Source organism: Sphingomonas arabinosi (genome assembly GCF_036663715.1).
Classification (GTDB): domain Bacteria; phylum Pseudomonadota; class Alphaproteobacteria; order Sphingomonadales; family Sphingomonadaceae; genus Sphingomonas.
Map to the genome: position 1 here is coordinate 328,876 of NZ_JAXOJN010000001.1, position 15,179 is coordinate 344,054.

Below are 15,179 nucleotides of genomic sequence, written 5' to 3' on the forward strand. Positions count from 1 at the left end.
CGGAACAAAGCAAATACCAGTCATGTGCGGTTATGCTGATCCAAATCAATACTATAGGGCACGCTCTCGGCGTAGCGGCGCGCGATCACGGCGCAGGCGATCAGCTGCAACTGGTGGAACAGCATCACGGGCAACAGGATCACGCCGACCTGCGCGGGCGGGAACAGCACGCCGGCCATCGGCACCCCGGATGCGAGGCTCTTCTTGGAGCCGCAGAATTGCAGCACGATCGCATCTTCGCGCGGCAGTTTCATCAGCCGCGCGACCGCGAAGGTGAGCGCGAGGACGAACGCGAGCAGCGCGGCGCACAGCAGGCCGATCAGGATCAGGTCGCCGAGCGACAATTTGGTCCACAGCCCCTCGACCACAGCGGCACCGAACGCGCTGTAGACGACCAGCAGGATCGAGCCGCGATCGACCACGGTGAGCATCGCTTTCTGCCGCGTGACCCACGTGCCGATCCACGGACGCAGCAGATGCCCGGCGACGAACGGCACGAGCAGTTGCAGGATAATCGCCTCGATGCTGTCGATCGAGATCCCGCCGCTGCCCGACGTTTCCATCAGCAGCGCGACCAAAGCGGGGGTAACGAGGATACCGAGCAGGTTGGAGAACGACGCGCTGCACACCGCCGCCGCGACGTTGCCGCGCGCGATCGCGGTAAAAGCGATCGACGACTGGACGGTCGAGGGGAGCAGCGTGAGGAACAGCAGCCCGGCAGCGAGCGGACCATTCACGAACGGCAGTGCGCTGAGCCCCAGACCGAACAGCGGGAACGCGACGAACGTCACCGCCAACACCGCGAGATGCAGCTTCCAGTTGCGCAGGCCCGACAGGATCGCCTCACGCGACAGCTTCGCGCCGTGCAGGAAGAACAGCAAGACGATGCCAATGTCCGCCGCGTAGCCGACGATCGTCGCCATCTCGCCGCGGGCCGGCAACAGGCTCGCCAGCACGACGGTGCCGAGCAGCATCAGGATGAACGGCTCGAAGACCGCCAGGAAACGTCCGATCATGGATGCGCTTTGACGTATGCATCCAGCGTCGCGAGATGGCCGCTGAGCGCCTCGTCGTCGAGGAAGCTGCCCAGGAAGCTGTTGCGGGCGAGCGTCACCACCTGCTCGCGCGACAGATTCTTGGCGCGCGCCGTCTGGCGGAAATTCTCGCCGATATAGCCGCCGAAATAGGCCGGATCGTCCGAATGGATCGTCGCGCGCAGGCCGAGATCGAGCATCCGGTCGATCGGGTGATTCTCCAGCTTGTCGACGTTGCGCAGCGCGACGTTCGACAGCGGGCACACCGTCAGCGTCATCGCGTCTCGCGCCAGACGGGCGACCAGCGCAGGATCCTCAAGCGCGCGATTGCCGTGGTCGATCCGGTCGACCTGGAGGATATCGAGCGCCTCGTGAATATACGCAGGCGGGCCCTCCTCGCCGGCATGCGCGCACAGCATCAGCCCCGCATCCGCCGACGCCGCGAACACGCGCGCGAACTTCGACGGCGGATGGCCGACCTCGGACGAATCGAGCCCGACGCCGATGAACTGGTCGAGCCACGGTTCGGCTTGCGCGAACGTCTTGAACGCGTCCTCCTCGTCGAGATGGCGGAGGAAGCTCATGATCAGGCCAACCGACATGCCGTGCTTCTCATGCGCTTCGTCGATCCCCGCGAACAGGCCGCGCGCGACCACGTCGAAGGGTATGCCGCGGTGCGTGTGCGTCTGCGGATCGAAGAAGATCTCGGCATGCACCACGCCGTCTGCCGCGACCCGGTCGAAATAGGCGACCGCCAGATCGCGGAAGTCCTCCTCGGTCTGGAGCACCGCGGCCCCCGCATAATAGATGTCGAGGAAGGTCTGGAGGTTGGTGAAGCTGTAGGCCGCGCGGACGTCCTCGACGCTCCTGAACGGGATCGCGACCTTGTTGCGCTCGGCCAGCGCGAACATGAGTTCGGGCTCCAGGCTACCCTCGATATGGAGGTGGAGTTCGGCCTTGGGCAGGTTCGTGATGAAGTCGTCGGTCATGTCGGATCCTGTCGCTTGGGTCGCGGTGGCTGCAACCATTCCGCGCGCCGTGCACTACCGCAAGTGCGAAAGCCGTTGCATGACAATCCTGTCACGTTACCGAGCGCGTAAACCTACGCTAAGGACAGACTCGATGCCCACAGGACTGGTCGCACTGCTCGACGACATCGCCGGGATCACCAAGCTCGCCGCCGCCAGCCTCGACGATATCGCCGCGACCACCGGCAAGGCGGGCAGCAAGGCGATCGGCGTGGTGGTCGACGATGCCGCGGTGACGCCGCGCTACATGGTCGGGTTCGAGCCGAAGCGCGAACTGCCGATGATCGGCAAGATCGCGCTCGGCTCGTTCCGCAACAAGCTGGTCTTCATTCTTCCCGCGGCGCTCGCGTTGAGCGCGTTCGCACCGTGGCTGCTGACGCCGTTGCTGATGCTCGGCGGCACGTATTTATGCTTCGAGGGCGCGGAGAAGATCCTCGAGGCGTTCGGCGGCGGTCATGCCGAAGAGGTCGTCGAGGCGCCGGTCGATGCGGCGACGCTCGAAGCGCAAAAGGTCTCGGGCGCGATCCGCACCGACTTCATCCTGTCCGCCGAGATCATGGTGATCGCGCTGTCCGACGTCGCGACCAAGCCGATCTGGGAGCAGGCGATCGTGCTCGCGCTGGTCGGCATTGTCATCACGATCGCGGTGTACGGCGTGGTCGCGCTGATCGTGAAGATGGACGACATCGGCCTGCATCTGGCGCAGCGCAACGGCGCGGCGGTGCAGGCGCTCGGGCGGGGGCTGGTGAAGGGCATGCCGCTGGTGATGTCGGCGCTGTCGGTGATCGGGACCGCGGCGATGGTGTGGGTCGGCGGCCAGATCATCGTCCACGGCGTCGAGGAGTTCGGGTTCACCGCTGTGCCGCACTGGATCCACCACACCGCCGAGAGCGCCGCCGCGGCGGTGCCGGTCGCGAAGGGCGCGGTGAACTGGGCGGTGAACGCGTTCTTCTCGGGGATCGTCGGGTTGATCCTGGGCGGCGCGATCGCGCTGGGGTTGCATGCGGTGAAGGGCAAGAAGGCGCACTAATCCGGGGGAGCGACATTCACGCCTCTTTGTTCTCCCGCGAAGGCGGGAGCCCAGTCTGGATCCCCGCCTTCGCGGGGAAACAAGTCGCGGTCGGTTACGTGGACAAACACTACCACCACCAACCACCCCGGCGAAGGCCGGGGCCCAATTGGGGAACGGAGGTAACGGCGGACTGCCCCTCGTTACTGTGACCTTCCCAATTGGGCCCCGGCCTCCGCCGGTGTGGTGGCTCTTGGGGAAGGGATTAGTTCCCTATTTCGCCGTCCACTTCCCCATCCAGCCCAGCACTTCCCCATACCATTGCCGCGAGTTCTTCGGCTTCAGCACCCAGTGGTTCTCGTTCGGGTTGACCAGCAGCCGCGACGGGATCCCGCGCCGCTGCAACGCGGTGAACGTCGCCAGCCCCTGCGTGTACGGAATGCGGAAGTCCTTCTCGCCGGTGATCACCAGCATCGGCGTCTTCCACTTCGCGACGTAGTTGACCGGGTTCCATTTCTCGAACGCCTGCGGGTCCTCGTAATAGGCCTTCCCGCCATGCTCCCATTCGTCGAACCAGAGCTCCTCGGTCTCGTACGCCATCGCGCGCGCGTCGAACACGCCGTCATGCTGGACGATGCACTTGAAGCGATCGGGCCACTGCCCCTCGAACCAGTTCATCATATAGCCGCCATAGGACGCGCCGAGTGCGCAGGCATTGTCGGCATCGAGCCACGCGAACTTGTCGGTCGCCGCCTTCAGACCCTTTTGCAGATCCTCGAGCGGCCAGCCGCCCCAATTGTTGCTGATCGCATCGGTGAAGCCCTGGCCGTAGCCGGTCGACCCGTGGAAATCGACCGCGACCAAGCCATAGCCCGCGCCCGCGAATACCGCGGGGTTCCAGCGATACGACCAGCTATTGTTGCTCGATCCCTGCGGTCCGCCGTGGACCATGTACGCGATCGGCACCTTGCCCGCCGAGCCGTACGGCTTCACCGCATAGCCCCAGACGGTGTCGGCGTTCGCGCCCTTGAAATTGAACCGCGTGACGGTCGGCATGTCGATCCCGGCGAGCCTTGCGGCGTTGACCTGCGTCAGCCGCTGCGGTGCGCCGGTGCCCAGACGAAAGAAATCGGCGGGTGCGGTGAGGCTGTCCATCGCCACCACCGGCCCGCGCGGCGTGATCGCGACGGCGCCGACATGGCCCTCCTGCGTGAGCCGCGTGACGGCGCCGCTCGACGCATCGACGCGAAACAGCGGCGTCTCCTGCGTGTCGTCGGCGGTCACGTAGAGCGACTTCGAATCGGGCGCCCAGGCGATCGAGCCGACCGACCTGTCCCAGCGCTCGGTCAGCGACACCGTCTTGCCGCTGGCGATGTCGCGCAGCGTCAGCACCTGGCGATCCGCCTCGAACCCGGGCCGCCGCATCGCGAAGTATGCGAGCGTGCGTCCATCGGGCGATACCGTCGGGAGGTTGTCGGTCGCCTTGTTCGCCGCGGTGAGGTTGACCGGTGCGGCCGAGCCGTCCGCCGGCACCGAGAATATGTCGAGATTGGTCGACAGCGCCTCGATCCGCCCAGCCTCGCGCAGGGCGAAATAGACGGTGCGGCCATCGGGGCTCCACGAGACCTCCTCGCCGCCGCCGAACGGCTTGGACGGCGCATCGCCGACCAGCGCACCGACCAGCGGAACGCCGTTCCCGGTCGCACCCGCGGCGGTCAGCGGCAACACGAACAGCTGCGAGCGCGTGCCGTCCGCCCATGTATCCCAATGCCGCACGAACAGCTGGTCGTAGGTCCGCCCGGCCCCCGCGTTCGGGTCCTTCTTGATCATCGCCGGCTCCAGGCTCGGCGCACCCGGCTTGCGATCCGCCCAGACGAGCAGCTTGTCGCCGGTCGGCGCAACCTTGAAGCCGCTGAACCCGCCCTTGAAAGCGGTCAGCTTGCGCGGCGTGCCGCCCGTCACGGGCACCGACCAGATCGCATCCTCGCCGCCCTTGTCCGACGTGAAATACACCGTGCTGCCGACGATCTGCGGGTCGTTCTCGTTGACCTGCGGATCGGCGAGCAGCTTCACCGGCGTCGCGCCCGGCGTGCTCAGGTCGAGCCGCCAGAGATCGAAGCGCCCCTTGTCGGCGGCGAGATCGGTCTCGCGCTGCGCCCAGACGAGCCAGCGTCCGTCCTGCGACGCGGTCGGCGCACCGACGCGGCTGAGCATCGTCACGTCGTCGATGGTGAGTTGCCGGGCGGCGGCAGGGGCACTCGCAAAGGCGAGCACGGCGAGGCTGGCGGAGAGCAGGATCTTCATGGCGTGCTTGATAGGACGCTTGCGAGATCGCGCGCAATCACCCCGATCGCTTGCATGCCCCGGCTTCGCTTGCATGACAGCATCGGTTCAGATCATGGCAGTATCAGGTCATGATCGCCCAACGCCTCCAGGATCGCCTTGCATGTTGAAGTCTTTGATCCGCGGGACGGCGAGCGCGCTGCTCGCGGTTGCCATGGCGACCGCGTCCGCCGCGCAGGTCGCTCCCCCGCCCGCCGGCGGCGCGGCGCAGGTGCAACTGCCGGTCGATGCGCTGATGCAGGACGCGGGCGAGTATGCGCGGCGGTTCGGTGTGCCGTTCGACGAGGCGTTGCGGCGGCTGCGTGCGCAGGGCGACAGCGTGCCGGCGACCGACGCGCTGCACAAAACCTTCAAGGATCGCTGGGCCGGGATCGCGATCGAGCATCTGCCGACCTACCGGATCGTCGTGCTGCTGACCGGTACCGTTCCCGTGCCCGACCAATCGGTAGTCGCTGGCGGCATGACCGTTCCGATCGTCTTCCGCACCGGCGCCACCGCGACGCGCGACGCGGTGCTCGCCGCGATCACCACCTATCAGGCGAAGATCCGCGACTCCCTGCCGCATCCGCCCGGACTCGGCGTGGACCAGCGGACCGGCGAGCTCGTCGTGATGACCGTCAGCGCCGACGCCGATCTCGACCGGAACGGCGAACTGCGCGCGCGGATCGCGGCGATGACGGGCGTGCCGGTGCGCATCGATGTCGTCGATCGGCCGCCGGTCGACATGCAGGTCGAGGCTGCTCCCGCCGTGAATCAGGTAACCCCTGCACCAATATCAGGCAGCGCGATCGAGGGTGGTGCGCGTGTGGTCGGTACCGTCGATGGCAAGCGCTATGCCTGCACGACCGGCTTCGTCGTGTCCGACGGCGTGCGCAACGGCGTGGTCACCGCAGCGCATTGCCCGGACACGCTCTCCTATGTCGGCAAGCGCCCTTCGGACGGCAGCCGCGAGGAATGGCCGCTGGCGTTCGTCGGGCAATGGGGCTGGGGATATCAGGACGTACAGGTCAACGTCGCGACCGCCCCGGGCATCGCCTACGCGCCGCTGTTCTACGCGGACACCGCCAAGACGCTCGCGCGGCCCGTCGCGACATGGCGCTACCGCACCAGCACGCGCGCGGGCGACTTCGTGTGTCATCGCGGCGAGCGGACCGGGTATAGCTGTGCGGTGGTGGCGATGGTCGATTTCGCGCCCGCGGGCGATCTGTGCGGCGGCGCGTGCCTGCCGACCTGGGTCGCGGTCGAGGGGCCGACGTGCAAGGCGGGCGACAGCGGCGCGCCGGTGTTCGAGGGCACCACCGCGCTCGGTCTCGTCAAGGGCGGGACTTATCGCCGCGACGGCACGTGCCTGTTCTATTATTACATGTCGACGGACTATCTGCCGCAGGGCTGGACGTTGCTGCATCGGTAACAGGGTGCCGGGCGGGTCGATTGTGTCTCTCCGCCAAGCGCTGTACGTCCCGCCGGGAACACGGCGCCGTCGAGCGCCGATCGGCGGCCTATCGACACGGGCGGAACATGGACTCCTCGGGCCTTGAGGCCGTTTTCCTCGCGAACCGCGACACGCTGCTGCGGTTTCTCCGGTCGCTCGGTGCGGGCGATGCGGCCGAGGATCTGCTGCACGAGCTGTGGATGCGGATACAATCGGCGCCGACCGGGCCGATCGCGTCGCCGCTGTCGTATCTGTACCGGATGGCGAACAACCTGATGCTCGATCGCCATCGCGCGGTGCGGCAGGCGGAGAAGCGCGATCGGGAATGGACCGAGGCGACCGGCGGCGCTTCGCTCGATCGGTCCGAGGAGCCGTCCGCCGAGCGCGTCGTGATCGCGCGCGAGCAGGCGGCGTTGGCGGAGGCGGCGTTGCAGTCGGTCGGCGACCGGGCGGCGCGGATATTCCGTCGCCACCGGATCGATGGGGTCGAGCAGCGGACGGTCGCGGCGGAGTTCGGCGTGAGTCTCAGCACCGTCGAGGGCGACCTGCGAAAGGCCTATCGCGCGATGATCGATGCGAAGCGACGTTATGATGAGGTCTGATACGATCGTCTCCGTCTTCAGCTATAGGAGGCCATGATGGCGGAGCATGACGATATCGACGCGCCTGCGCTGAACGAGGCTGCGCTGGACTGGGTCGTCCGGACCGGCAGCGATGCGTTCGACGACTGGCCGGCGTTCCACGCCTGGCTGGAGGCGGACCCGCGTCACGCGGTGGCCTATCACGCGATGTCGGCCGATATCGAGGAGATGGCGGCATCCGTGCCTCCCGTGCAGGCCGCGCCGATCCTGATGCAGCCTCCGCGGAGACGTTGGCCGGTCTGGACCGGCGGCGCGATCGCGGCGTCGCTGGCACTGTTCGTCGGCTATGAGGCGATCGAAACGCGCGCGCGCCCTTATGCGGTCGAGACGGCAGCGGGCGCCATGCGGACGGTGCAACTCGCCGATGGGAGCAGCATCGCGATGGGTGGTGCGACACGCCTGATGCTCGATCGCGACGACCCGCGGATCGCGACACTGGAGCGCGGCGAGGCGATGTTCTTGGTCCGGCACGACGACAGCGATCCGTTCGAGGTGAGCGTCGGTGGCGCGCGACTGGTCGATGTCGGGACCGCGTTCGACGTGAAGTTCGCGCGTGGCGAGACCCACGTCGCGGTGTCCGAGGGCGCGGTCGACTATAACCCGGGACGCGACGGCATCCGGCTCGTGAAGGGGCAGGGGTTGGTCGTGCGCGACGGCGAGGCGACCGTGACCAATGTCGACGTCGCCAGCGTCGGATCGTGGCGCGACAGCGTGCTGGCGTATGAAGGTGCGACGCTGGCGGAAGTCGCGGACGACCTGTCGCGCGCGCTCGGCGTCGATCTGCGCGCCGACCCGACCGTGGCGAAGCGGCCGTTCAGCGGCAGCATCGCCACCGCCAAGCTGGTGGGCGATCCGAGACTGGCCGCGCCGCTGCTGGGGGTCGCGATCCGCAAGCGTGGTGGCCACTGGGTGATGTCCTCCCGCTCGTGAGGATGCACGGATGTCTGGTCGTCGCGGCGCTCGCCGTCGCCGCTCCCGCGCAGGCGGGGCAGGGGGCGGTCGACCTGCCGGCGGGGCATCTTGGCGACGCGGTGCTGGCGCTCGGGCGGCAGTCGGGGACGAGCATCGTTGTCGGCGATCCGGGACTTTGGGCGCGGCGTGTGCCGGCGGTGCGCGGGCGGATGAGCGCACGCGAGGCGCTCGACCGGCTCGCAGTCGCGGCAAACGCTGACGTCGCAGCCGCAGGACCGTTGGGATGGCGGCTCGTCGCGCGCGCGCCGCATGTCGCGATAGTCCGGGTGAAACGTCCGAAGATCGTGCCCGTGCCGGCACCGGCGGTCCAGGGCGCGGACATCGTCGTCACCGGCAGCAAGCGCGACGTCCGGTTGCGCGATTTCGCGGGGCAGGTGGCGTTGCTCGACGGCGTCGATCTCGCGCTCGGCGGCGCGGGCGGGACCGAGGCAATCCTCGCGCGGCTGGCCAGCGTATCGTCGACGCATCTCGGCGCGGGGCGAAACAAGCTGTTCATCCGGGGCATCGCTGACTCCAGTTTCACCGGACCGACGCAAACCACGGTGGGGCAATATTTCGGCGACCTGCGGCTGAGCTACAACGCGCCCGATCCCGATCTGCGGCTATACGATATCGGCTCGGTCGAGGTGCTCGAAGGGCCGCAGGGGACGCTGTACGGCGCAGGCTCGCTCGGCGGGATCATCCGCACCGTGCCGAATGCACCGGAGCTGGGCGCGGTGTCGGCGACGATCGCAGGCGGTCTCTCGGCGACGTGGCACGGCGATCCGGGTGCTGACCTCGGCGCGACGCTGAACGTGCCGCTCGGCGAGCGCGTGGCGCTGCGCGTCGTCGGCTACGGCGTGAGCGAGGGCGGGTATATCGACAATCCGGTGCTCGCCCGGCGCGACGTAAACCGGACGCGGATCGGTGGCGGCCGGGCGGCGCTGCGGCTCGATGCGGGGAATGGCTGGACGGTCGATGTCGGCGGGATCGGGCAATGGACCAAAGGCGACGATAGCCAGTACGCGGACCGCGACGCGCCGCCGCTGACGCGGTCGAGCGCGATCGTGCAGGGCTTCTCCGCGGACTACACGTTGGGGCAGGTCGTCGTGTCGGGCTCGATCGGCGGGCTGAAGGTCAAATCCTCGACCGGGATCGTCAGCCAGACGCTGACCGAACGGTACGACGCGACGCTGCCAGCAGTCGATCCGACGCTACCGACTACCAACTGGCCTGCATTCGGCAGCCCCCTGACGTCAGCCCTTGGCAGCCCGCGTGTTTTCGCGCAGCGCAATGCGACCGACATGATCGCGAACGAGACGCGGGTATGGCGGCCTGTGCGGAACGGGTTCGGCTGGGTCGTCGGCGGCAGTTTCACGCATAACCGGACGCGCCTGTCGCGCTCGCTCGGTCCGGTCGATGCGCCCGCGCCAGTCACGGGCGTGACCAACAGCATCGACGAGGCGACGCTGTACGGCGAGGGGAGCGTGCAGTTGGTGCGCGGATTGACCGCCACCGCCGGTGCGCGGGTCACGCGGGCATCTCTCGCAGGAACTGGCGAGGACATCGCACCGGCGCGGCTGGAGACGGTCGCGCTCGCTCGCGCACGCGTGACGGCCGACCGGATCGAGACGAGCGTGCTGCCGTCCGCCTCGCTGATCGCTGCGGTGCTGCCGAAGGTGTCGCTGTACGGGCGGTATCAGCAGGGATTCCGCCCGGGCGGACTGGCGATCGAGAGCGATTTCGTGCGGCGGTTCGAGAACGATCGGGTGCGGACGCTGGAAAGCGGCATGCGCTTCGGGCTCGCCGGTGTCGATCGCGCGTATCTGACGGCGAGCGTGTCGCATACGATCTGGCAGGATATCCAGGCCGACTTCATCGACGCGACCGGTCTGCCTAGCACGGCGAACATCGGCGACGGGCGGATCTGGACGTTCAGCGCGGCGGGCGGGTGGAAGCCGGTCGCCGGGCTGACGCTCGACGCGGGCTTCACCTACAACGACAGCCGCGTGACCGAGCCCAGCCCGGCGCTGTTCGTGGCGCTCGCGCGGATGAGCCAGGTGCCGAACATCGCGCGCTACGCCGGGCGAGTGGGGGCGGATTATCGGCGCGACGTCGGGCGTGACCTGGAACTGCGGGTCTATGGCTGGGCGCGCTATGTCGGCCGGTCGCGGCTCGGCGTCGGGCCGGTACTCGGCGAAGAGCAGGGCGATTATCTCGACACCGCGCTGACCGCACGGGTCGGGCGCCCATCATTGGGGCTGACGCTCGGAATAACGAACCTGACCGACAGCGTCGGCAACCGGTTCGCGCTCGGCACCCCGTTCCAGGTGGGGAGCGGGCAAATCACCCCGCAACGCCCGAGGACCTTCCGCATCGGCCTAGACGCCGCCTTCTAACTTCCCCCCTCCCTGAAAGGGAGGGGTAGGGGGTGGGTCGGCTTCCACACATTCCAACAATAGTGGCTCGAACGGGCCTACCCACCCCAGCCCCCCTTTCAAGGAGGGAAGCTAGACGACACCGTCGTTCACCCCTTCGCGTTGACCAACGCCCGCTGATCCGCGGGGAGCAGTGCCAGCGCCGTCTTGTAGCAATCCTCCACATGCGAATTGCCGACCAGCTTCATCGCGCCGAAGCTAATCGTCGCCGCCACCGCGGAACCTGCAAACGGCACGAACTTCGCCATCGATCCCACCGCCACGCGAGCCCCCACGCGGCGGAGGAGCGCGACGACGATCCGCTTGGTGACCATCCGGCCGATCATCGTGTTGCCCAGACTCGACGCCATCACCAGCGCCTGCTGCGCAAGCTGCGGCTCCAGTTTCTGCACCTGCTCGTGATCGAGACCGAATCGCTTGCTGATCTCGGGTAGCAGCTTGGTGAGCAGCCCGATGTCCGCGACGATATCCGCGCCGGGGATCGGCACGACCGCCGCGCCTGCCGACATCATCGAGCGCGTCGTGACGAGGCGCTTGCTGTCGTCGCGGATGCGGTCGAGTTCGGCGATAGTAGTGATCATGCTGTCATTTCCCTGAAGATATCCGCCGCACAACGCGCCGCCGCGACTCTTGTGCCGCGTCATACTCCACCAAGGTTAAAGGTTCGCGGGCCGCGTCTCCGTCCTCTTCTCGAAAACACATCGAAAAGGGTTCCGTATGCGTCGTCTTCTGCTGACCACCACCTGCCTGTTCGCGGTAACGACCGGCGCCCAGGCGCAGACCGTGATCGACACCAAGCGGACCGACGCGGTGCGGACCTCGTCGATCAAGGCTGGAGCGCCCGACAATATCCGCATCGCCGCCGCCGGTTCGGTAACGCCGACGAGTGGCACCGCCGTAACGGTCGACAGCGTCAACTCGGTCGCCAACGAAGGCACGATCCAGGTCACCAACGTCGACGGCTCGACCGGCATCCTCGCCAACGCAGGCACCGGCGGCGGCATCACCAACGCGGCGACCGGCAAGATCATCATCGACGAAAGCTATGTCGCGACCGACACGGACAAGGACGGCGACCTCGACGGCCCGTTCGCGGCGGGCACTGGACGGACCGGAATCCGTACCGCGGGCGCGTACACCGGCGCGATCGTCAACAGCGGCGCGATCACGGTGAAGGGCAACAACTCCGCGGGCATCTGGCTCGGCGGACCGCTGACCGGCGCCTTCACGCATGACGGCCAGACATCGGTCACCGGCAACGGATCGACCGGCGTGCGGATCGCCGACGTCACCGGCAACGTCCGGCTTGCGGGCACTATCGCCGCGATCGGACAGGGCGCGGTCGCCGCGCGCGTCGATGGCAACATCACGGGCGCGCTGGTGGTGCAGGGCGCGCTCGGCTCGACCGGCTATCGCTATGCGACGGCGCCCGCCGACGTATCGAAGCTCGACGCAGACGACCTGTTGCAGGGCGGCTCCGCGCTCGTCGTCGCGGGCAACGTGTCGGGCGGCATCATCTTCGCGATCCCGCCGAAGGACGCGAGCACGACCGATACCGACGAGGACAAGGACGGTCTTCCCGACGCCACCGAAGGCTCCGCGGCGATCACCTCGTTCGGTGCGGCACCGGCGGTGCAGATCGGATCGGCCACGCGCGTCGTCGCGATCGGCCCGGTCGCGGGTACCGGGACCGGCTTCGGCCTGATCGTCGACGGCGGCATCGCGGGCAGCGGCGTCTATGGCGGTGTCGAAGGCAATGGTCTCGCGGTCGGTGGTCTCGGCGGTGCCTTGACGATCGCAGGCGGGATCGGCGTCAACGGGACCGTATCGGCAACCGCCAATGGCGCGAGCGCGACCGCGATGAAGCTCGGTGCGGGTGCGTCGACCCCTGAAATCCGTAACGCAGGCACGATCTCCGCGGCAGGCGGCGGCACGGCGGCATCGCGCTCGACGGCGGTTCTGATCGACGCCGGCGCATCGGTCGGCACGATCCGCAACAGCGGCACGATCAAGGCGACCGCGCAGGCTGCCGACGGCACCGCGATCGGCATCCTCGATCGGTCGGGCACCGTCACGCTGGTCGAGAACAGCGGCGGGATCGGCGCATCCGGCGCGCTGGCGACGTCCGAGCGCAACGTCGCCATCGATCTCTCGGCGAATACGACCGGCACGATCGTCCGCCAGACCGCGGTCGCGACCGGCATCACGGCGCCCGCAATCGTCGGCGACGTGCGCTTCGGCAGCGGCAACGACGTGTTCGACGTCGCGGATGGCACCGTCGCCGGTACCGCGCGCTTCGGCAGCGGCAACAACCGCCTCGCGCTTTCGGGCGACGCCAACTTCACCGGGGGCGCAGTGTTCGGTGCAGGCAGCGACGCGCTCACGCTCGCTGGCACGTCGGTGTTCAGCGGCGCGGCGGACTTCGGCGGTGGCAGCGACACGCTGACGCTCGGCGGCACCTCGCGCTTCTCCGGCACGCTCGCCAATTCAGGCGGCCTCGCGGTCGCGGTCAACGGCGGCACGCTCGACATCACCAAGGCCGCATCGATCGCGTCGCTGTCGGTCGGCGGCGGCGGTATCCTCGCCGTGACGCTCGACAAGACCGGCGGCACCAGCACGGCGATCCAGGTCGCGGGCACGGCTGCGTTCGACAAGGACTCGAAGCTCGCGCTGAAGCTCACCAGCGTCGTCGATGCCGAGGGGCGCTACACCGTCCTCCGCGCGGGAACGCTGACGGGTGCCGCGAACCTGACCGCGACCACGACGCTGCTCCCGTTCCTATACAAGGGCAGCATCGCGACCGGCACGGGCAACGATCTCGCGGTCGATGTCGCACGCAAATCGTCGACCGAACTCGGCCTCAACCGCTCGCAGGCGTCGGCGTATGACGCGATCTACAAGGCGCTCGGCAACGACGCGAAGGTCGGCGGCGCGTTCCTGAACATCACCGAGGCCGACGCGTTCCGCGGCTCGATCCGCCAGATGCTGCCCGACCATGCCGGCGGCACGTTCGAAGCCGTAACGATGGGCTCGCGTGCGACCGCTCGCCTGCTCGCCGACCCGCATGGCCCGTTCAAGGACGAAGGCAAATGGGGCTATTGGGTGACCCAGGTCGCCTGGGGAACGTCGAAGAGCATCTCCGATACCGCAGGCTACGACATAAGCGGCTGGGGCGTATCGGCAGGCGCCGAGTACAAGACCGGCGTCGGCAATTTCGGTACCTCGTTCGCGTATCTGAACGGGCAGGACGCCGATGACGGCACGAACAACGAAGTGCGGTCGAACCAGTATGAGCTTGCCGGATATTGGCGCGGGCATTGGGGCGGTCTGCAGGCAAACGCCCGTGCGTCGGGCGCCAAGATCCAGTTCGCAGGTTCACGTGATTTCAGCGGTTCGATCGGGAGCGAGGCGGTTGCGCGGACCGCCAACGGCGACTGGGACGGTACGCTGTACGCGGCGTCCGGCGGCCTGTCGTACGAGGTCGGCACCGGCGTGTTCACCTTCCGCCCGGTGCTCGCGATCGATTACTACAAGCTCAAGGAGGACGGCTATAGCGAGACCGGCGGCGGCAAGGCGATCGACCTCGTCGTCCAGTCGCGCAGCAGCGACGAGCTGGCGGTCACCGGCAGCGGCGCACTCGGGCTGAACTTCGGCGGACCCAAGTTCGAGAATGGCTGGTTCCGCGTCGAAGCCGAAGGCGGCCGTCGCCAGATCGTCGGCGGCGGTCTCGGCGCTACCACCGCATCGTTCGAAGGCGGCCAGTCGTTCACGCTGACCCCCGACAAGCGGACCAGCGGCTGGGTCGGCAAGCTGCGCGGCGTCGGCGGCAACGGCATCTTCCGGATGGGTGGCGAGTTCAACGCCGAGCAGCAACAGGGCCGCGTCGCGCTGTCGCTGCGTGCCAGCCTGCAGATCGGACTGTAAGACGGCGGCACTTTCCGGGGGCGGGGCATGGCTCGATTCCGCCCCTGGACTGTTGTCGGCGCATAGCAGGAGCGAAGATATGGCCGAAGACCGTTTGAACATCGACGTGAAGACTCTCGAGGACAACAGCGACCTGCGCCAGGTCGAGTTCGAGGCCGAAGTGAGCGAAGAGCGCTATCAGTTCGCGGTCCAGTACGACGTGCTCGAAGCGCTCAGCACGGTATCGCCCGAAGGCGACGCCGTGACGATCTTCAAACAGCATGCCGAAGAGATCGCCGAACTCGGCGTCGTCGCACTGGCACGCGATCCCGACCAGGAGATCGTCGTCATCAGCGAAAACGATCTGGACTAGCGCCGGCTTCCGGCCGATCCTGCCTAT

General features: G+C 67.8%; 11 protein-coding genes. 7 read left to right on the forward strand and 4 right to left on the reverse strand.

Translation table 11 applies throughout. The annotated features are described in order from the left end of the window. Positions 1-20: 20 nt before the first annotated feature. Positions 21-1,016, reverse strand: coding sequence for a bile acid:sodium symporter family protein (locus tag U1708_RS01530; RefSeq protein ID WP_332742028.1), 996 nt, complete (start codon positions 1,014-1,016; stop codon positions 21-23). Continuing rightward, positions 1,013-2,023 carry an adenosine deaminase gene (locus tag U1708_RS01535; RefSeq protein ID WP_332742030.1) on the reverse strand — a complete coding sequence of 337 codons (1,011 nt, stop codon included), beginning with the start codon at positions 2,021-2,023 and terminating at the stop codon, positions 1,013-1,015. The genes U1708_RS01530 and U1708_RS01535 overlap by 4 nt, the downstream gene beginning before the upstream one ends. 133 nt (positions 2,024-2,156) lie before the next feature. Between U1708_RS01535 and U1708_RS01540 the strand changes: the two genes are divergently transcribed. Then, complete coding sequence (locus tag U1708_RS01540) at positions 2,157-3,092, forward strand: DUF808 domain-containing protein (RefSeq protein WP_332742032.1); 936 nt, start codon at positions 2,157-2,159, stop codon at positions 3,090-3,092. 252 nt (positions 3,093-3,344) lie between these two features. On the opposite strand, the gene U1708_RS01545 is transcribed toward U1708_RS01540, so the two are convergent. Next, positions 3,345-5,375, reverse strand: a complete 2,031-nt coding sequence (locus U1708_RS01545) for a S9 family peptidase (protein WP_332742034.1) — start codon at positions 5,373-5,375, stop codon at positions 3,345-3,347. Positions 5,376-5,517: 142 nt separating this feature from the next. On the opposite strand from U1708_RS01545, the gene U1708_RS01550 reads away from it, so the two are divergent. The 4 genes from U1708_RS01550 (at position 5,518) to U1708_RS01565 (ending at position 10,837) form a co-directional block, all read left to right on the forward strand. Next, positions 5,518-6,825, forward strand: coding sequence for a chymotrypsin family serine protease (locus U1708_RS01550; protein WP_332742036.1), 1,308 nt, complete (start codon positions 5,518-5,520; stop codon positions 6,823-6,825). A gap of 107 nt (positions 6,826-6,932) precedes the next feature. Continuing rightward, on the forward strand, positions 6,933-7,448 hold the full coding sequence (locus U1708_RS01555) for a sigma-70 family RNA polymerase sigma factor (RefSeq protein WP_332742038.1): 516 nt from the start codon (positions 6,933-6,935) through the stop codon (positions 7,446-7,448). A 36-nt stretch (positions 7,449-7,484) separates the two neighbouring features. Next, positions 7,485-8,417 carry a FecR family protein gene (locus U1708_RS01560; RefSeq protein WP_332742040.1) on the forward strand — a complete coding sequence of 311 codons (933 nt, stop codon included), beginning with the start codon at positions 7,485-7,487 and terminating at the stop codon, positions 8,415-8,417. A 2-nt stretch (positions 8,418-8,419) separates the two neighbouring features. Beyond that, positions 8,420-10,837 (forward strand): TonB-dependent receptor, encoded by a 2,418-nt coding sequence (locus U1708_RS01565; protein ID WP_332742042.1) that lies wholly within the window; start codon positions 8,420-8,422, stop codon positions 10,835-10,837. A 128-nt stretch (positions 10,838-10,965) separates the two neighbouring features. On the opposite strand, the gene U1708_RS01570 is transcribed toward U1708_RS01565, so the two are convergent. Continuing rightward, entirely contained in the window at positions 10,966-11,457 is a 492-nt protein-coding gene (locus tag U1708_RS01570; RefSeq protein WP_332742044.1) for a hypothetical protein, read from the reverse strand. 136 nt (positions 11,458-11,593) lie between these two features. Here U1708_RS01570 and U1708_RS01575 point away from each other — a divergent pair, with 136 nt between their 5' ends. Together U1708_RS01575 and U1708_RS01580 are read left to right on the forward strand one after the other, a co-directional pair. Then, positions 11,594-14,800, forward strand: coding sequence for an autotransporter outer membrane beta-barrel domain-containing protein (locus tag U1708_RS01575; RefSeq protein WP_332742046.1), 3,207 nt, complete (start codon positions 11,594-11,596; stop codon positions 14,798-14,800). Between the two features lie 79 nt (positions 14,801-14,879). After that, complete coding sequence (locus tag U1708_RS01580) at positions 14,880-15,152, forward strand: DUF1488 family protein (RefSeq protein WP_307087222.1); 273 nt, start codon at positions 14,880-14,882, stop codon at positions 15,150-15,152. The last annotated feature ends 27 nt before the right edge of the window (positions 15,153-15,179 follow it).